General features: G+C 40.4%; 12 protein-coding genes. 10 read left to right on the top strand and 2 right to left on the bottom strand.

Going from position 1 to position 20,041, the window contains the following annotated elements; translation table 11 throughout:
* The first annotated feature begins 162 nt into the window (after positions 1–162).
* The 5 genes from DW152_RS07000 (at position 163) to DW152_RS07020 (ending at position 12,305) form a co-directional block, all read left to right on the top strand.
* On the top strand, positions 163–378 hold the full coding sequence (locus tag DW152_RS07000) for a hypothetical protein (protein WP_118288270.1): 216 nt from the start codon (positions 163–165) through the stop codon (positions 376–378).
* On the top strand, positions 375–10,067 hold the full coding sequence (locus tag DW152_RS07005; RefSeq protein WP_118288271.1) for an MBG domain-containing protein: 9,693 nt from the start codon (positions 375–377) through the stop codon (positions 10,065–10,067). The genes DW152_RS07000 and DW152_RS07005 overlap by 4 nt, the downstream gene beginning before the upstream one ends.
* A 30-nt stretch (positions 10,068–10,097) precedes the next feature.
* On the top strand, positions 10,098–10,358 hold the full coding sequence (locus DW152_RS07010) for a hypothetical protein (RefSeq protein WP_021860260.1): 261 nt from the start codon (positions 10,098–10,100) through the stop codon (positions 10,356–10,358).
* Positions 10,359–10,373: 15 nt separating this feature from the next.
* A complete protein-coding gene (locus DW152_RS07015) occupies positions 10,374–10,595 on the top strand; it encodes a hypothetical protein (RefSeq protein WP_117537967.1) in 222 nt (73 codons plus the stop codon).
* 525 nt (positions 10,596–11,120) lie between these two features.
* On the top strand, positions 11,121–12,305 hold the full coding sequence (locus tag DW152_RS07020; RefSeq protein WP_117537966.1) for an iron-containing alcohol dehydrogenase: 1,185 nt from the start codon (positions 11,121–11,123) through the stop codon (positions 12,303–12,305).
* Between the two features lie 145 nt (positions 12,306–12,450).
* On the opposite strand, the gene DW152_RS07025 is transcribed toward DW152_RS07020, so the two are convergent.
* Together DW152_RS07025 and DW152_RS07030 are read right to left on the bottom strand one after the other, a co-directional pair.
* Positions 12,451–13,617 carry an iron-containing alcohol dehydrogenase gene (locus DW152_RS07025; protein ID WP_118288272.1) on the bottom strand — a complete coding sequence of 389 codons (1,167 nt, stop codon included), beginning with the start codon at positions 13,615–13,617 and terminating at the stop codon, positions 12,451–12,453.
* Positions 13,618–13,658: 41 nt separating this feature from the next.
* Complete coding sequence (locus DW152_RS07030) at positions 13,659–14,429, bottom strand: DeoR/GlpR family DNA-binding transcription regulator (RefSeq protein WP_118288273.1); 771 nt, start codon at positions 14,427–14,429, stop codon at positions 13,659–13,661.
* 490 nt (positions 14,430–14,919) lie between these two features.
* On the opposite strand from DW152_RS07030, the gene DW152_RS07035 reads away from it, so the two are divergent.
* The 5 genes from DW152_RS07035 (at position 14,920) to DW152_RS07055 (ending at position 20,030) form a co-directional block, all read left to right on the top strand.
* Positions 14,920–16,209: a Na+/H+ antiporter NhaC family protein gene (locus DW152_RS07035; protein ID WP_243059850.1), complete on the top strand. Its 1,290-nt coding sequence runs from the start codon at positions 14,920–14,922 to the stop codon at positions 16,207–16,209.
* Positions 16,210–16,245: 36 nt separating this feature from the next.
* Complete coding sequence (gene mtnK / locus DW152_RS07040) at positions 16,246–17,451, top strand: S-methyl-5-thioribose kinase (RefSeq protein ID WP_021860539.1); 1,206 nt, start codon at positions 16,246–16,248, stop codon at positions 17,449–17,451.
* Positions 17,452–17,516: 65 nt separating this feature from the next.
* A complete protein-coding gene (locus tag DW152_RS07045; RefSeq protein WP_117537962.1) occupies positions 17,517–18,572 on the top strand; it encodes an S-methyl-5-thioribose-1-phosphate isomerase in 1,056 nt (351 codons plus the stop codon).
* A 62-nt stretch (positions 18,573–18,634) separates the two neighbouring features.
* Complete coding sequence (locus tag DW152_RS07050; protein ID WP_021860541.1) at positions 18,635–19,018, top strand: OsmC family protein; 384 nt, start codon at positions 18,635–18,637, stop codon at positions 19,016–19,018.
* 61 nt (positions 19,019–19,079) lie between these two features.
* Positions 19,080–20,030, top strand: coding sequence for a 2-hydroxyacid dehydrogenase (locus DW152_RS07055; RefSeq protein ID WP_118288275.1), 951 nt, complete (start codon positions 19,080–19,082; stop codon positions 20,028–20,030).
* Positions 20,031–20,041 lie beyond the last annotated feature (11 nt).

Below are 20,041 nucleotides of genomic sequence, written 5' to 3' on the forward strand. Positions count from 1 at the left end.
ATTAGTAATAATGCTTTTTGACCTATTAATCATTATATTATATTAAGAAAAAATGAAAAAAATAATAAAAAAATGACCCTTTTTGACGGGAACCAATGTCTTAATAAGTATACAGAGACATTTTATGTAGACTTATAGATAAAGAAGTAAGGAGGAACATGTATGAAGAAGACAAGACGCTGGTTGGCGATGCTTCTCGCTGTAGTTTTAGTCAGTTCGAATGTAATCTATCAGCTTGGCACCAATATGAGTGCAAGTGAATCGGACAGTACAACGGAAGCACCGCAACAGGACGATTCTGCTGAGGAGAAAGCACAGCAGGAGGCGGCTTCGAATGCACACAAAAAGACTCAGGAGAAGCCAAAGTTCAGGAGGTGAATACGGAGGAAGATAAGAATGCTTCGGACACTTCCAAGAAGACTCAGGTTACAGAAAAAACTGAGAAAAAGCAGGAGCAGACAGCAAAGAAAGCTGACACTGCAAAGAAAGCTAACGCTGCAAAGAAAGCAGATGCAAGCTCCGGCGATACAAAGAAAGATTCCGAGGAGAAAGCCTATAAAGCTACAATCCAGAAATCAAAACTGGATGGCGGCGATATTAAAGCATGGGGCTCTGACGGAAAGAAAGAGACTGTTGCTTACACAGACAGCAAATATATGAAAGAAGTAAAAGAAGGCGACTCTTTTAATTTTGAGATCACTGTAAAGAATTCTTTCAAGCTGGACAAAGTAACAGACCAAAATAATAATACGATCCAGCCGAAGAAGGTGGATGGAAATGTTTATACATACAAAATTGCTGATGTAAAATCAGATAAGACATTTCATGTATTATATAAGGAAGAAACTAATTCAGACAAATCCAAAACGGATGTGAACAAGTCTGGTGACAACAAGAAGGATGATGCTGATGCATCTGACGATGGGGAGTCAGACTCGAAGGCGAACGAGGATAAGAACGTATCTGCAGCATCTGAAAAAGGTAAGATCGCGACAGTAGCGGATACAGATACTACTCAAACAATCCGAGTTGGGCAGACAGTGACATTGGATTCAAGCGATCAGGACAGGTATAATTTTTATACTCATAACTGGACTGTTGCAGATAAAAATAAAGTTAGATTAGAAGCGAATAGTGGCGTAAGTATTGAAGTGACAGGATTGCAGGAAGGGACAACAACTGTTACAGATACATATTCATGGGGGAATAGGCAACAATACACAAAAAAATATACGATCACTGTTCGTTCAGCCGTATTACCAACAGCAATCGCAATAACCGGAGCAGATAAAGTTACACAGTTCAAGACGATCAATCTTGGTTATACACTGACACCTTCCAATGCATCAGGCAAGGTTCAGTGGAGTTCATCCAACGAACAGATTCTGACAGTTGACTCCAACGGAACAGTCAGTGGTTTACGTCAGGGAACGGCTAATGTTACAGCAAGTGTTCAGGGCAGCAACGATACTGCAATCACTGCAACAAAGACGATCAAGGTTGTAGCAAACACACAATCAACAGATAGCGCAATCGTTTACTATCTGTTAGATCCTACAAAAGATGCAAACTCCAATGATTCAGGTAACTGGGGACCTGCATATGGAACCGCTACAGTGAATGTAACGAATGCTACATGGACAAATGACAAAAACTGTTTTGATAACGTCGATCAGCGTGTTGTATCATGGCCGAACGGAACAAATGTAGTTACGAGAGGTTCAGATGCATGGACTCAGATATTTAACAATTATAAATCTTCTATTCAGAATCAGCTTGGTGTAACTATCACCGAAGATGATGTAGAAGAGATCACATTGGTTCCGGCAAAGATTTCAAGAAATAATGGAACAAACCCGGACAAACATCTGGACTGTAATGTAAATATCAGATGTAAGAATGTTGCGACAGTAAAATATTATCTGTATGATGCCGGCGGTACAAACTTTAATATGTTAGGTTCCAAGAACTATGTGATTAACGGAACATCCACAACAAAACCGGGTGATGTTACTTCACAGCGGTTTCCGACAACAAAGACAGTTAATGGTGTAACATATACATTCTCCGGATGGTATACCAATCGGGAACTTACAGAGGCAGCACCTGCTTTCCCGGCAAAGGTTACAACATCAATTACTTACTATGCAAAATATGTTGCCGGATATCAGGTTATGTACGATCTGGCAGGTGGAAGTTTTTCTGACGGCTCAACAAGTGCAACAGAAAAACACGATGAAGGTACAAACGTAGTTGTAAGAACAGAACCTAAACGTAAAGGTTATACATTTACAGGCTGGACAGTTGAAGGACTGGATGTGTCTACTATTAATAGTGGAGATAATTTCAAGATGCCGGGCAACACTGTAAAACTTACGGCAAACTGGAAAGCTAAAAATATTGAAGATTACGTTTCCTTAACAACGAAAGATGTAACAGAAAAATATAACGGACAGCCACATCAGGCAGGACAAGCTACTGCGGTAGCAAAAGCAGGAAAAGATAATAAGGATATTGGAAATCTTAAGATTGAATATCAGATTCCTGGCACAGACACATGGACAACAGATCTCAGCAAGATTACAGCAACAAATGTATCTGACAGTACTACCGTGAAGGTCCGCGTGACAAGCGATGATCTGCTCGGTGAATTAACCGGTACAGAGGAACTGACGATCACAAAGAGAGATGTAACACTGACATCTGCAAGTGATGAGAAAGTTTACGACGGACAGCCGCTTACAAACCATGACGTAGCAGTAAGCGGAAAAGACGGATTTGTTAAGGGCGAAGGTGCGACATATAAAGTAACCGGAACCATTACAAATGTTGGTGAAAAAACAAACGCATTTACTTACAAGCTGAAGGAAAACACAAAAGAAGAGAACTATAACATTAGCACTAAAAATGGTACGCTCAAAGTTACTCCGGTAACAACGGAAGTAAAAGTTAAGATTACAGGACGTCAGAATGCAGTAACTTATGATGGAATAAAGCATACAGTTACAGGATATGATGTAACAGAAATCAGTAATGAACTTTACACAGCAGATGATTTCACATTCAGCGGAAAAGCAGAAGCAGTCGGAACAGATGCGGCTACTTATCCAATGGGACTTAAGACATCCCAGTTCGAGAATAAGAATGCGAACTTTACAAATGTAACATTTGAAGTAGTAGACGGAAGTCTTACAATCAATCCTCGTCAGATTACATTAAAATCAGCATCTGACAGCAAAGCATATGATAAGAAACCATTAATAAATCATAATGTAGAGATTGTTAGTGGAGAATTTGTATCCGGCGAAGGTATTGATAAATATAATGTAACCGGAAGTCAGACAGAAGTCGGTACAAGTGATAATACATTTGAGTATACGTTAAATGATAAAACAAAAGCTAAAAACTATCAGATTACAAAGGAGCCTGGTCAGTTAACTGTAACAAAGAATGCACAGGAAATTGTTGTTACTATCAAAGAAAACAGTGGAAAAGAGACATACGACGGAACAGAAAAATCTGTTTCAGGCTATACTGTTGAAAGTATTAAGCGTGGCGGAGAAAACACCGACGTATATACAGAAGAAGATTTCCAGATTAAAAATAGTGCAAAGGCTACAGTTAAAGGGAAAAATGCAGGTTCTTATGATATGAACCTGACACCAGACGATTTTGAAAACATCAATGACAGATTTGAAAATGTAACTTTTGTAATTGTAGATGGTAAACTCACAATTGAGAAACGTAAAGTTACATTAACATCTGCGGATGCTTCCAAAGAGTATGATGGTGAACCACTTACAAGCAATGAGATTACAGTTGGCGGTGAAGACGGATTTGTCGAGAACGAAGGCGTTACTTATACAGTAACCGGAGCACAGACAGCAGTCGGAAGCAGCGCAAACAGCTTTACTTACATTGCCAAAGACGGAACGAACCTTGACAACTATGACATTACAAAGACAGAAGGTACATTAACTGTTAAAAAGAATGACACTCTGGAAGTAAATGTTTACATTACCGGACATACAGATTCAAAGATGTATAATGGCAAAGAGCAGTTCGTAACAGGTTATGATGTAAGAACAAGCACAGGTCTGTATACAACAAATGATTTCACATTCAGCAAAGAATCAGCAAAAGCAAAAGGAACAGATGCCGGTGACTATGCAATGGGACTGAAAACATCCGATTTCACAAACACCAGCAAGAACTTCAGCAAAGTGAAATTCGTAGTTACAGATGGAAATCTCACAATTACGAAGAGAGACGTTACTTTAAAAACTGCGGATGCTGAGAAGGTATATGACGGAACAGCATTAACCAAAGATGGCGTGACAGTTGGCGGCGATGGATTTGTCGATGGCGAAGGTGCGACATATAATGTAACCGGAACCATTACAAATGTTGGTGAAAAACCAAACGCATTTACTTACAAGCTGAAGGATAATACAAAAGCTAAGAACTACAATATCACGGAAACACCTGGTACTTTGAAAGTTACACCGATAACAGATAAAGTTACAGTAACAATCAAAGAAAATGACAAGAATGCGAAGTATGACGGTAAAGAACACACAGATTCCGGATATACAGTGAAGAGCATCAGTAACAATCTGTACAGCCAAGATGACTTTACATTCAGCGGAACAGCAGAAGTCAAAGGAACGGATGCCGGAACATACGATATGAATGTACAGGCAACAGACTTTACAAATACGAGTGGCAACTTTACAAATGTAAAATTTGTTGTGGAAGATGGTCAGCTGATTATCAGCAAGAGAGACGTTACTTTAACATCCGGATCAGATGAGAAAGTATACGACGGAACACCATTAACAAAAGATAAAGTAACTGTAAGCGGTGACGGATTTGTTAAGGGCGAAGGAGCAGAATATAACGTAACCGGAAGCCAGACAAAAGCCGGAAGCAGTGACAATGAATTTACTTACATACTGAAAGACAACACGAAGAAAGACAACTACAACATTACAGTTGTAAAAGGAACACTTACAGTTACCAAGGATAAGAACGAAGTTGTTGTAACGATCACAGGTCATACAAACAGTGCAAAATATGATGGCAAAGATTACACAGCAAAAGGATATGACGTAAGCATTAATAATGAGAAATATCACGCATCTGATTTCACATTCAAGGGAACAGATAACGTTACGAAGAAAGATGCCGGAACATATCCGATGGGACTGAAAGAGTCTGACTTTGCAAATAACAGTACAGATTTTGAAAAAGTAACATTTGTAGTTACAGACGGAAGTCTTACAATTGAGAAGAGAACCGTTACTTTAGGATCTGCAACAGCAAGCAAAGTATATGATGGAACAGCTCTGACAAGCAAAAACATTACTGTTGGCGGTGACAGATTTGCAGAAGGTGAAGGAGCAACATATGACGTAACCGGAAGCCAGACAGCAGTCGGAAGCAGCGATAATACATTTGCTTATGAGCTTAACAAGAATACAAAAGCAGGTAACTACACGATTACAACGTCTGTTGGAACACTGACAGTTACACCGCAGAGTATTACACCAGATCCGGACAACCCGGATTCTTACAAGGGAATTACAATCAATGATCCATCCGATCATGTATATGACGGACAGGAACATAAGTGGAGTCCGACAGTCAAAGATGCTGATGATAAGGCTCTGACAGAAGGAAAAGATTACACAGTAAGTTATGAGTATGGTACAGAAGACAAGAACTTCAAAGATGTCCAGACAATTACGGTAACGATTACCGGACAGGGCAATTATAAAGGAACTGTAACAAAGACTTACAAGATTACAAAACGTAAAGTGAAATTAACATCCGCAAGTGATCAGAAGGTATATGACGGACAGCCTCTTACAAATAAAAATGTAACAGCAAGCACAGGCAAGAATGAAGGATTTGTAGATGGCGAGGGTGCAACATATGTTGTAACCGGAAGTCAGACAACTGTCGGAAGCAGCGATAATACATTTACTTATACGTTAAATGCCAATACAAAAGCAGGCAACTATGAGATTACAACCGAAGCAGGTACGCTGACTGTAACAAGCAACGAGAATGAAGTTGTTGTTCAGATCAAGGGTAATACAAAGACTAAGAAATACGACGGAACAGCCAAGACAGTAAGCGGTTATGAGATCGTAAGTATCAGCAACAGCCTTTACAGAGTAAGCGATATCCACTTTGCAAAAACGACAACAGAAGTAACAAAGAAAAATGCAGGCGAGTACCAGATGGGACTTACTGCAGCAGATTTCTCTAATGTAAATGACAATTTCAGCAAAGTAACATTTGTAGTTACAGACGGAAAGCTTACAATTACAAAGAGAGATGTAACACTGACATCTGCAACAGATCAGAAAGTTTACGACGGAACTGCACTGACAAATGACGAAGTGACAGTAAGCGGTGACGGATTTGCAGCAGGTGAAGGAGCAACCTATGACGTAACCGGAAGCCAGACAAAAGTCGGAAACAGCAAGAACAACTTCACGATTAAGAAGCTGACCGGTAACGAAGATAACTACAACTTTACAAAAGTACCTGGTACATTAACTGTTACAGAACAGAGTATTACACCGGGACCGGATCCGGAAAACCCAGATCCATCTTACAAAGGTATCACTGTAGATGATCCATCTGATCATGTATATGACGGAAAGAATCATAAATGGAATCCGACAGTCGAAGATGTAGCTGGCAAAGCTCTGATAGAGGGAACCGATTACGAAGTAAGTTACGACAAAGATAATTTCAAAGACGTGACGACAATTACAGTAACCATTACCGGAAAAGGCGATTATAAAGGAACGATCACGAAGAAATATCAGATCACACCGAGACCGGTAACACTGACATCTGCAACAGACAGCAAAGCGTACGATGGCGATCCGCTGACAAATAAGAAAGTTACAGAGAGCAAGGGCACAGATGAAGGATTTGTGAAAGGTGAAGGCGCATCTTATGATGTAACCGGAAGCCAGACAGAAGTAGGTACAAGTGATAACACATTTACTTACACTCTGAACACAAATACAAAGAAAGAAAACTACACCATCACAAAGGTAGAAGGAAAACTGACAGTAACACCGGATGAGAATACAGTAGTTGTAACGATTGTTGGTAATACAGTTTCCGATACTTACGATGGAACAGAGAAAACCGCAGCAGGATATAAGGTTACAGACATTAGTAATACAAATAAGAAGAAATATACAGAAACCGATATCCGGTTCAGCGGAAAAACCGAAGTGAAGAAGACAGACGCCGGATCTTACGAGATGGGTCTTAAGGCAACAGACTTCACAAATGGCAATAAGAACTTTAAAAATGTAAAATTTGTAGTGAAAGACGGAAAACTTGATATCGCGAAGAGAGAAGTTACAATGACTTCTGCATCCGATAAGAAAGTTTACGACGGCAAGGCACTGACAAATAAAAATGTAACAGATGAAGGATTTGTGGAAGGTGAAGGCGCATCTTATGATGTAACCGGAACTCAGACTGCAGTCGGAAACAGCAAGAACAAGTTCGACTATAAACTGAACGATGGAACAAAAGCCGGTAACTACACGATCACGAAAGTAGAAGGAACTCTGGTAGTAACACCACAGAGCATTACACCAGATCCGGATCCGGAAAATCCAGATTCTTACAAAGGCATTACGATCAATGATCCATCCGATCACATTTACGATGGCGAAGCACACAAATGGGCGCCGGAAGTAAAAGACAAAGATGGAAATGTCTTGAAAGAAGGAACCGATTACGAAGTAAGTTATGACAAAGATAACTTTACGGATGTATCAACAATTAAAGTAACAATCAAAGGAAAAGGTAACTACACAGGAACGGTTACAAAAGAGTACAAGATCACACCTAGACCAGTAACACTGACATCAGCAGATGCGAAGAAAGTCTATGACGGTAAAGCATTAACGAAGGAAGAAGTTGTTGCAAGCAGAGGTGAGAACGAAGGATTCGTTGGAAACGACGGAGCAGACTACAATGTAACCGGAACACAGACCGTTGTGGGAACAAGCAAGAACACATTTGGTTATACACTTAAGAGTGGAACACTTGCAAAGAACTATGCGATCACAAAGGTAGAAGGAACTCTGGAAGTAACACCGGTAACAGACAAAGTTACAGTAACTATCCAGGAGAACAGCGGTAAGTTCACTTATGACGGAACAGAGAAGACCGTAAAAGGATATGAAGTAGAAAGCATCAGCAATAAATTGTACTCTAAAAATGATTTCTCATTCAGTGGTAAGGATACAGTGAAGGGAACAGATGCCGGAACTTATGATATGGAACTTACAGCAAAAGATTTTGCTAACAACAATGCAAACTTCAGCAATGTCGAATTTATCATCAAAGACGGCACACTGAAGATCGACAAGAAAGATGTCACCCTGACTTCTGCATCCGCAACAAAGATGTATGACGGTAAGGCACTGACAAAAGATGAAGTAACAGCAGAAGGCTTTGTTGGAAACGACGGAGCAACATACAACGTAACCGGAAGTCAGTCAGAAGTAGGTAAGAGTGATAACACATTTACATACGAACTGAAGAAAGGAACAAATCCGGATAACTACAATATTAAGACTGTAAATGGTGAACTTGAAGTAACACCGTCTGATCAGAAAGTTGTAGTTACGATCAAAGAAAACAGTGGAAAAGAGACATACGACGGAACAGAGAAGACCGTAACCGGTTACACTGTTGAAAATATCAGCAGCAAACTTCCGTATGCAGAGAAAGACTTTGAGTTTAACGGCGATGCAACTGTGAAGGGAACAAACGCCGGAACTTATAACATGGAGTTGAAACCGGGAGATTTCAAGAACATTAACAAGAACTTCAGTAATGTATCCTTCGAGATCATAGACGGAACACTGACGATCGACAAACGTGACGTTACACTGACAAGTGCAAGTGACAGCAAAGCATATGACGGAACAGCACTGGAAAATAAAAATGTAACAGCAGAAGGCTTTGTTGGAAATGACGGAGCAACATACAACGTAACCGGAAGCCAGACAGAAGTAGGTTCAAGTGATAACACATTTACATACGAACTGAACAAAGGTACAAACAAAGACAACTACAACATCAAGACTGTAAACGGTAAACTGACCGTAACAGAAAATGCAGATGAAGTAGTCGTAACAATTACAGAGAAGAGTGGCACTGCTAAATACGATGGTAAAGAACATACTGTAAAAGGCTATGATGTAACAAATATCAGCAACAAGCTTTACACAGAGAAAGACTTTACATTCAGCGGAGACGCAACAGTCAAAGGAACAAATGCCGGAACTTACAATATGGAAGTGAAAGCAGGCGACTTCAAGAATACGAATAAGAACTTCAGCAAAGTGAAATTCGTCATTGTAGATGGAACATTAACCATCGAAAAACGTACAGTGATCATGACAAGTGCATCCCAGAATAAAGTATATGATGGTAAAGCACTGACAAGCAAGAAAGTAACTGTAAGCGGAGAAGGATTTGCGAAGGGTGAAGGAGCTACATACGATGTAACCGGAACACGGACCAATACCGGAACCAGCAAGAATACATTTACTTACACATTGAAGAATGGAACAAAAGCAGCAAACTACAACATTAAGAAGGTAGAAGGTAAGCTGACAATTACAGCAGCGGCACCGGTAACACCACCGAATACGCAGAATACGCCGGCAAACCCGACACCACAGAACAGAAATGTTGTTCAGAGAGTTGTAACTTCTGTAAGAAACGTACCTTCAAGAATCGCAAAAGCAGTACAGGAAACAGGCGCGAAGGTTCGTGAGTTAGTAAATGCAGGCGATAACAATGTACCACTTGGAAACCAGAAATTGGATGACCATAAGTGTTGTGTACTCCATTTCCTGATTATGTTGTTAACAGCAATCCTGTATGGATTCTTTACACATAACCTGAAGAAACGTCAGAAGAAGTTATTCGAAGTGAGAGAGGAACTTGATACCGAACTTGCAAAGAGAGGACTTCCAACGACGAAAGAGCAGAAGCAACAGTAGAAAATGTAGCAGGAAAAGGAGGTAAAACATATGCGTTATTATGAATTTGTGCATAACTTAGGAATACATTCCTGGGATATACCGGCACTGATCGTTGCAGTTATACTGGTTGTCATGATCCTGGTACATCACCGGAATCAGAAGAAACGATTAAATGACTTTGAGGATGACCTGGATCAGAAGATCCAGGAAATCCGCGAAGAGATGGCAGAAAACCAGCCGGAAATGGCAGCAGGTGAAACTGTACAGGCAGGAGAAGCAGTTCAGGCAAATGGAACTGCCAAAGTATAAAAAGGAGGTAAGCAGATGAGATATATTATCGAACATACAAAGCTCGGCTTTGACTGGCTCGACCTCCTGGCACTGATCATTCTGCTTGTAGTAGTGATCGTGTGGGCGGTAAGACGCCATAATTTAAAAAGCGAACAGAAAGATCTGGAAGATCAGTTGTCTGACCTGTATGCAGATGATTCTCTGGACGTAGAAGAAGCGGATGGAGAGAAAGCTGACAGTTCTGACGCAGATTAGGCAGAGGAAGCTGCTGATGCGAATGCGGAAGATATAGATTAGACAGAGAGACTGGATCAAAGAAAAATTGCTCAGATGTGATTAAATTATAAGTAGACATGTCTGAGTGAGTAAAATGAAAAAAGAGGCGTTGTTTTTGTGGCGGGAGATCCGCTGCAGAGCAGCGCTTTTTTTTGATTATAGCATCCGAAGGAAGATGTCAGTAATAATTCGGCAAATTATGGTGATGGAGGCAGCTTGATATCCCTGATAGAGAGTGTTGGAGAAGAGGGGATATAGTGAAATATCCCTAAGCGAGCCGGTAAGCCAGAAGGAGATACGGGAGAGTATCCCCAAATGTGTATTGGAAAGCAGAAGAAGATAAAAGAAAAATTCTTTGCCTATCTTAGCCTTAGTGAGTTAAAATAACAGTATACAATACTTGCAGAGAGAAACTGCAGATATAGAAGGTAAGCTGAAAAACAAGCAAGAAAGCTTACACAAGAAAGAACAGGAAAGAGCTTGCTAAAGAACAGGAGGAGAAAAATGGCTAATAATTTCAATTATTATTCACCGACGGAAGTTGTATTCGGAAAGGGGACACATGCACAGACAGGCGCATACGTGAAGAAATATGGCGGAACAAAGCTTCTGATCGTGTATGGAAGTGACCGGGTGTTGAAAAATGGGGTGATGGATGCGGTTACGGAATCTGTAAAGACAGAAGGAATTACATATGAGCTGCTTGGTGGTGTTGTGCCGAATCCACATTTGTCAAAAGTATATGAAGGAATCGAGCTCGGCAAGAAAATGGAAGCGGATTTTGTACTGGCAGTCGGTGGAGGATCTGTCATAGATACCGTGAAAGCGATTTCCTATGGACTGGCGGAGCCGGAAGAAGATGTGTGGACCTTATTTGCACATACAAGAACAGCAAAGAAATTCTTGCCTGTAGCGTCCGTTTTAACGATTGCGGCAGCAGGAAGCGAGACAAGTAACAGCTGCGTTATTACAAAGGCAGATACGAAGGATAAGAGGGCTTATGACGATGATATCAGTCGCCCGAAGTTTGCAATTATGAATCCAGAGCTTACCATGTCCCTGCCGGACTATCAAACAGAGTGTGGCTGCGCAGATATCATGATGCATACCATGGAGCGTTATTTTACAAATGGCGGAAATATGGAGCTGACAGACGCTATCGCGGAGGGCTTACTGCGCACCGTCATGACATATGCAAAGATCTTGCATACGGATCCGGAAAATTACGAAGCGAGAGCAGAAGTAATGTGGGCCGGTTCACTGGCACATAACAATCTGACCGGTTGTGGCAATGATGGTGGAGATTTTGCAACCCATATGCTGGAACATGAGATGGGCGGAATGTTTGATGTGACACACGGCGCCGGTCTTGCAGCAATCTGGCCAAGCTGGGCAAGATATGTATGCAAAGACGCGCTTCCAAGATTCGAACGCTATGCAAGAAACGTAATGGGCGTGACCGGAGAAGGTACAGACGAAGAGATCGCTGAAAAAGGAATCCAGGCAATGGAATCATTTTACCGTGAGATCAATATGCCGACAAATATGCAAGAACTTGGAATCAAGCCTACAGATGCCCAGATGCGAGAAATGGCAAAAAGATGTGCCGCAGCATGTGGTGGAAGCCAGGGATCTGCAAAAGTATTACACGAGGAAGATATGTACGAAATTTACAAGTTATCCCAATAATGTGGATAACTTCGTGGAAAAACGGGGGATAATCTGTGGAAACCATGTGGAAAATAAAGAGGGGACGGGGCATTTTTAGAAAGTGCCAGGTGCAACTTAAAAAGGGGACGGGGATTTTCTAGAAAATCCCCGTCCCCTTTTTAATTTAAATCGCAAGCTTCAGAATCTCAACAAACTCTTTCACATGCAGCGGTACGTAATGTCCTACCGGAGCGGTGTCATTGTGTGTAGCTCTGTTAGCCATTTCTTCGAAGTGTGCATCGTCGATTTCCATCTCTGTGAGGGAAGTACGAAGATTCAGTGACTGGAAGAATTCTTTTAACTTATCGGCTAAGATGTAAGCGAGTTCTTTTTCGGTGTAGTTGTATGGATCAGCATCGAAAACACGAACAGCAAGCTGGGCAAGTTTGTAAGGCTTAACTTCAGCCATGTATTTGCACCATGCTATGAGAATTACTGCCATTCCTTCGCCGTGTGTAATACCATACTGGGCGCTGAGCTCGTGCTCGATTCTGTGTGAACCCCAGTCAGCGGCACGTCCTGTATCCAGAATTCCGTTGTGAGCAACAGATGCAAGCCACTGGATCTCGGCACGGGCATCATAGTTTGCAGGATCTTTCATCAGACGTTTGGCATTGATCATTGCTGCCTGAACAGCACCTTCGATCATGTAGTCAGTCGTATCGGTGTGAGCAACATCAGAGAAATATCTCTCTAACAGGTGGGAGAGGATATCAGCACATCCGCAGGATGTCTGGTATGCCGGAAGTCCCATGGTATATTTTGGGTTCATGATCGCAAATTTCGGAATGATCATGTCATCTTCGAATCCTAATTTCATCAGTCCGTTAGAAATGATAGCTGCATTAGATGTTTCAGATCCACTTGCCGGAAGAGTTGTGATAGCGCCAACCGGAACTGCTGTTTCCGGTGTTGCTGATCCATCAAAGAAATCCCATACATCTCCATCGTAAGGAATACCAAGTGCGATGGATTTTGCTGTATCTACAGAACTTCCGCCGCCTGCAGCGAGTACGAAGTCTGTCTTGTGCTCTTTACAAACTTTAACAAGGTCACGAATCAGTTCGATCTTCGGGTTCGGAACAACTTCCCCACATTCCTGGAAATCGATTCCAAGTTTATCGCAGGCATCTTTGATAACATCCCAGATACCAAGTGTTTTGATGAAATCTCCGCTGTAAACAAACATCAGAGAAGTAACTTTATATTCTTTTAAAAGATCGTACATATTATTTTCAGCTCCGTCACCGAAGAAGATGCGGGCCGGGTTTCTATAGTGAAAGTTTAACATTTGTATTGCCTCCTGAGGGTTCTATACCTGATTTATAGTATTTAGCAATAACAAATGGGAATGTTGCATTGTTGCAATTTATCTTCCCATACATCGGATAGACGTTTATCTGTGATAATCATATCAATATCTTTCAAATCTGTGATCTTATATTCCGCAGTATCTGAAAATTTGGTATGGTCAGCGACCAGATAATGTTTACGTGATTGAGAGATGAAAGCTTTTCTTACCTGGCTTTCGTTCATATTGTTGTCGAGTAGACCGTGGGTTAAGTCGATGGCTGAGTTGCTGATAAAGCACTTATCTGCAATGTAATAGGATATCGCATCCGTAGTCTGATATCCTGTAAATGAATTGGAACGCTGACGGAATGTTCCGCCAAGTGCAATAAGCTTCAGGGCAGAAGATTGATTGCCAAATAAATTTATAATACGAAGAGAGTTAGTAATAATGGTCATTTTCTGATTCCGTTGCACAAGTTCCTTAGCAAGTGCCAGGCAGGTTGTACTGCAATCTAAAAAAATAGTATCTCCTTCTTTAATAAAGCGATCAATTGCACATGCTGCAAGTCGTTTTTTTTCCTGTGAGAAAAATGTTTCACGTAATTGTACAGGTGCACCTTTGTCATCTGCATCCGGCAGGAATGCTCCGCCATGGATACGCTTCAGCTTGTTCTGCGCTTCCATTTCCTTTAAATCCCTTCGGATCGTTTCTTCACTACAATTCAGCTTCTGACTCATTGTGGATATCAAGATGCTTCCATATGTATGAAGTTCCTCGTCCAGGTGTTTTTGTCTGTCAATCTTTAACATAACTCGTAGATCCTTTCAATATTGTTATAGGAAAAATATATAATATTATTGAATGCATGAATATAATACCAAAAAAACTCGCATTTTTCAACATTAAAATTGAGAAAAATTGGAGTGAGTTGTGAAAATGACTATAAAAGTCAAGAAAATACCAAAGAAAGTAAAAAAAATCAACAAAAATAGTGTTGACAAATGTGTAACAATGTTGTAATTTGTTGTTATAGCAAAACAGACGAAGGAGGGTAGACGTAATAAAATGTGATTTTGAGAGGTATTTAGGAAAAATGACATTTTATGTTGAATGCAAGCGCACAACAACATGACACAGTATCAAAATTCAATTCAAGCGAACGTTATTGTTAATGAAGAAACGGATACAAAACAAAAGACCACAAGATAATCCAGGAACTTCATTAAAAAAAGAAAATACATATAACGTTAAGAAAGGAAGAGTAAAATGGAAAATGCTAACAACAAGAAAGGAAGCTTTATGGGGTTATTACCTCTGGTAATATTCCTAGTAGTTTATTTCGCAATGGGCATCGGAACCGGAGATTTCGGTAACTTCCCATTAATGATCGGTATCTTTTTAGCATCCGGAATTTCATTATTTATGAAAAGCCCGGTAGCTGAGAAAAAAACATTTACAGAGAAAATGGTTATGTTCTGCAAAGGTGGCGGAGATGACACATTGATCCTGATGGTAATCATCTACATGCTGGCCGGAGCATTCTACGGAGTAGCAAGCGGAATGCACGCAACAGATACAGTAACAAACATCGGTATTTCAATTTTGCCGACCAACATGATCCTTCCGGGATTATTCTTAATCGGTTGTGTACTGAGTTTCTCAATGGGAACTTCAATGGGAACTGTAGCAGCCTTGATGCCAATCGGAATTGATATCGCATCTAAAACAGGCGTAAGCTTAGCACTTGTCAGCGGTATAGTAGTAGGTGGAGCAATGTTCGGTGATAACCTTTCCTTCATTTCTGATACAACAATCGCAGCAACAACAACACAGGGAATTGGAAACAAAGAAAAATTTAAAGCAAACATTTTCATGGTTGGACCTGCTGTTATCATTACAGTAGTAGCACTTGCATTGTATCCGATTGATGCAACTAAGATTTCCGCAGGCGGAGCAATCAACTTTGTGAACTTAGTTCCTTATATTTTAATCATTGCATTATCTCTGGCAGGAATGCATGCAGTAATGGCTATGACAATTTCCGTTATTTCCGGAATGGTTATCGGAGTTTTCCACGGAGATTTCTCATTTGTAAAATCATTCACGGTTGTACACGAAGGTATGATGGGTATGCAGGACATGGCAGTCATCGCTATCTTCGTAGGTGGTCTTGTTGCAATCATGCAGTATCTGGGTGGTATCGACTGGTTGCTGAACAAACTGGCTAAGGGAATGAAATCCAAAGTAGGTGCAGAACTTAGTATCGCAGCACTTGTAAGTTTAGTAGACGTAGCAACAACAAACAACACAATTTCAATCATCGCTGTTGGACCGATCGCAAAAGATATCTCAGAAGAGTTTGATATCGCTCCGGCAAGAACAGCCAGCATTCTTGACCTGTTCTCATCTGCATTCAATGGTTTAACACCATATGCAGGACAGTTACTGACAGCCGGTGCTATGGCTAAGATCGCTCCTGTAACTATTATGCCATATGTATGGTATGACATTCTCATGATCATTTTCGGTGTAATCTTTATTGTCATCGGATGGCCGAAATTCAAAGGAAAAGCTGCAAAAGCAAATTAAGAACAGAAATTAAAGACAGAAAGCAGGAATTTAAAAATGGATAAATATTCAAAGCATTTTTTGCTGAATGTTGATACAGCAAAAGAATATGCAGTAGAAAAAGTTGGATATTTTAAAGAAGACGAAAAATTAGAAGCAATCGAGATCGGTGATGGAAACATCAACTATGTATTTAAAGTCTGGAATCCGGAAACAGGAAAATCTCTGATCATCAAACAGGCAGATACCGTTCTTCGTTCATCAGGAAGACCGCTTGATATGCATCGTAATAAAATTGAAGCAGAGATTCTTGGTATTGAAGGAAAATTATCAGAAGGATTTGTTCCGGAAATTTACCTCTATGATGAGAACATGTATGCATTATCTATGGAAGATATTTCCGCTTACAAGAACCTTCGTACAGAGATGGCAGCAGGTAAGACTTTCCCGAAACTTGCAGATGATATTGCAACTTTTATGGCAGATACGCTGCTTCCAACAACAGATCTGATCATGAACAGAGCAGAGAAGAAAGAAAAAGTAAAATTATTTACAAACCCAGAACTTTGCGATATTTCAGAAGATCTGGTATTTACAGAGCCATACTATGATTACAAGGGACGTAACATCATCCTGGATCAGAACATGGATTTCGTAAAAGAAAAACTCTATGGAGATGAAGACCTGCATGCAGAGGTAGGACAGCTTCGTGATGACTTTATGAATCATGCACAGGCACTGATCCACGGAGATTTACATTCAGGTTCTATTTTCGTAAATCAAGAAGGAACAAAGGTAATCGATCCTGAATTTGCATTCTATGGACCAATGGGATATGATATCGGTAATGTAATCGGAAACCTGTTCTTTGCCTGGGCAAACAAATACTACACAGATTCTGAAAATACAGAATTCCTGACATGGATTGAGAAGACAATCGGAGAAGTTACAGATAAATTCAAAGAAAAATTCTCAGCAAAATGGGATGCGCTTGTTGAATTCCCGCTGTACAAGACAGAAGGATTCAAGAAATATTACACAGACAAAGTAATGGCAGATTCCTTTGGATATGCCGGAACAGAAATCATCCGTCGTGTCGTTGGAGACTCAAAAGTAAAAGAAGTTACTTCTGTTACAAATGTTGACCAGAGAGTACCGATGGAGAGAGCTTTGATCCAGATTGGTATTAAGCTGATCAAGGAAAGAAGAACTCTGAAAGACGGAGCAGCAATCAAAGCTGTGGGTAAAGAATATTTAAAATAAGTAAAGAAATCACTTTCCGGGCTGGTAAAACGGTCCGGAAGGTATCTATAAGAAAAGGAAGATGTATGATGGAAAGATGTGATCAGGATTTGGCATTCATGCTCCAGTATGAAAATGTAGCATGGTATGAGAATGGAAAAGTAAGAATATTAGACCGTAGAATTTATCCTACAGAGGTAAAATTTGTTGAGTGTACAACTTATAAAGAAGTTGCACAGGCAATCACAGATATGGTTACGCAGAGTGCAGGACCATATACAGCAGCTGGTATGGGAATGGCACTGGCAGCACACGAAGTAGAAGGAAAGACAGAAGAAGAGCAGATCAAGTTCTTAACACAGGCTTCTTATGATATTTCACATGCAAGGCCGACAACAGCAAACCGTATGGGAATTATCACAGAAGGTTGCTTGAAGGTTGCAAAAGAAGCACTTGCAGAAGGAAAAAGTGCAGTAGAAGCATGTTTCAACAGAACTGTTGATTCTCTGAACAGAAGATATACAACAATGGGTAAAGTCGGAGAGAACCTGGCAGCTCTGTTCCCGAAGAACGGAACAATCCTTACACAGTGCTTCGGTGAGACAATCATCGGAATGATGCTTCGTGCAGCAAGAAAGAACAACAACGATATTAAAATCTTCTGTGCAGAGACAAGACCGTATCTGCAGGGAGCTAGACTGACATCTACATGCTGTGCACAGATGGGATTCGATACAACAGTTATTACAGATAATATGGTAGCTTATTCTATGCAGCACAAAGGTATCGATCTCTTTACTTCAGCAGCAGATACGATCGCAAGAGATGGTCATATTGCTAATAAGATCGGTACTTTCCAGATTTCCATTCTGGCAAAATATTTCGGAATTCCATACTATGTAACAGGAATCCCGGATGAAGACAAAATGTACGGAAAAGATATCGTTATCGAGGAAAGAGATCCTGCACAGGTACTTTCTTACCGAGGTATCCCGAATACAATTCCGGAAGTAAAAGGAATCTATCCATCATTCGATATAGTACCGCCACATCTCATCAGTGGTGTTGTAACAGATAAAGGTGTCTATGTACCGTATCTGTTAAATGATTACTTCAAAGGTGAAGTGAAAGACTTCTACTAAAATTAAAACATTATAGCCGGGACTTTTGCCCCGACTTTAGATAAAGAAAAGAGGTAAGAGCAATGGTTACATGTATGAATAAAGAGAGAAAATATGGCTCTGTTATTTCTAACGGAAAAGTTTCCGTAGACTGTGACAATCCGACAGAATATGGCGGAGACGGATATGTATTCGGACCACATGATTTCATCGAAGCCGGATATGCAGCATGTTTGGACGTATGCGCACGTAAGATTTGTGAAGCAGATGGAATTGAATTCAAAAAAGTTATTGTAACAGTAGCACTTGATTATCACGATGATAAAAAAACATATATCAGACATAAGATCGAAGTTACAGGAGTTCCGAAAGAAGTATCCGAAGATGTAGCGAAGAGAGCTTATGATGATTGCCTTGTGAAAAGTAATCTTTCCAAAGAACTTGTATTTGAACCACTTGGAGAGTAGATTTAGTAGAAAATAGAAACGACAGCGAACAGGACAAGAGTAAAAAGGAGAGAATGATAAAATGAAATTATTAATCAGAGCACCTTTTATTGAAAGTGAAAGAAAAAGACTTGAAGCTTATTTTGATGAGATTGTATATGATCCGTGGACAACTACCGGAGAGCGTTATTATGAAGATGAGATGCTGGAAGTTCTGAAGAAAGAACAGCCGGACGCACTGATCACAGAGCTTGACCGTGTAACAGAAAAGGTATTAAACGGATATGACAAACTGATTTTCATCGGAGACTGTCGTGCAAATCCGGCAAATATTGATGTAGAAGCATGCAAGAAAGCAAATATACCGGTTCTCTGCACACCGGCAAGAAATGCACAGGCTGTAGCAGAGATGCTGTCAGGACTTCTTGTAAGCTATATGCGTAACCTGGTTCCGGCAGTACAGTGGATCAAAGACGGTAAATGGGTAGAAGGAACAACTCCTTACTACACATGGATGGGAAACGAGCTTTGCGGAAAGAAAGTCGGATTCGTTGGCTTTGGAGCAGTTGGAAAACATGCAGCTAAGATCCTTGAAGCATATGGCTGTGAGATTTCTTTCTATGATCCATTTGTAGATTTTGTAAAAGACAGCTACAAGAAATGTGAACTGGAAGAGATTTTCAAAAATTCAGATATCGTTTCTATTCATCTTCCGGTACTTGACAGTACTAAGGGAATGATCAATGCAGATTTATTTGCAAAGATGAAAGAGACAGCTATTTTCGTAAATACAGCAAGAAGTGCAGTTGTAGATGAGCCGGCTCTGATGGAAGTATTAAGAAATAAGAAGATCCGCGGAGCAATCCTGGATGTTTTGGAAGTTGAACCTCCGACAGAGGAAGCACTGGAGATTGCAAGACTGGACAATGTACTTCTGACACCACATATCTGCGGTGCAACTTATGAAGTAACAGATCATCAGTCAAGAATTCTGGCTGACCGCATCGATGCATGGATGAAGGAAAATAAATAATTTAATTCAGT

Origin of the sequence: Dorea sp. AM13-35 (assembly GCF_003473885.1) — a bacterium.
GTDB classification, from domain to species: Bacteria; Bacillota; Clostridia; order Lachnospirales; family Lachnospiraceae; genus Dorea_D; species Dorea_D hominis.

Bases quoted from the DNA above. Each gene is read 5' to 3' on its own strand.
- DW152_RS07055 (WP_118288275.1), top strand. From the start codon at position 19,080: ATGAAATTATTAATCAGAGCACCTTTTATTGAAAGTGAAAGAAAAAGA.
- DW152_RS07020 (WP_117537966.1), top strand. From the start codon at position 11,121: ATGGCTAATAATTTCAATTATTATTCACCGACGGAAGTTGTATTCGGA.
- DW152_RS07000 (WP_118288270.1), top strand. From the start codon at position 163: ATGAAGAAGACAAGACGCTGGTTGGCGATGCTTCTCGCTGTAGTTTTA.
- DW152_RS07035 (WP_243059850.1), top strand. From the start codon at position 14,920: ATGGGGTTATTACCTCTGGTAATATTCCTAGTAGTTTATTTCGCAATG.
- DW152_RS07050 (WP_021860541.1), top strand. From the start codon at position 18,635: ATGGTTACATGTATGAATAAAGAGAGAAAATATGGCTCTGTTATTTCT.
- DW152_RS07045 (WP_117537962.1), top strand. From the start codon at position 17,517: ATGATGGAAAGATGTGATCAGGATTTGGCATTCATGCTCCAGTATGAA.
- DW152_RS07025 (WP_118288272.1), bottom strand. From the start codon at position 13,617: ATGTTAAACTTTCACTATAGAAACCCGGCCCGCATCTTCTTCGGTGAC.
- mtnK (WP_021860539.1), top strand. From the start codon at position 16,246: ATGGATAAATATTCAAAGCATTTTTTGCTGAATGTTGATACAGCAAAA.
- DW152_RS07010 (WP_021860260.1), top strand. From the start codon at position 10,098: ATGCGTTATTATGAATTTGTGCATAACTTAGGAATACATTCCTGGGAT.
- DW152_RS07015 (WP_117537967.1), top strand. From the start codon at position 10,374: ATGAGATATATTATCGAACATACAAAGCTCGGCTTTGACTGGCTCGAC.
- DW152_RS07030 (WP_118288273.1), bottom strand. From the start codon at position 14,429: ATGTTAAAGATTGACAGACAAAAACACCTGGACGAGGAACTTCATACA.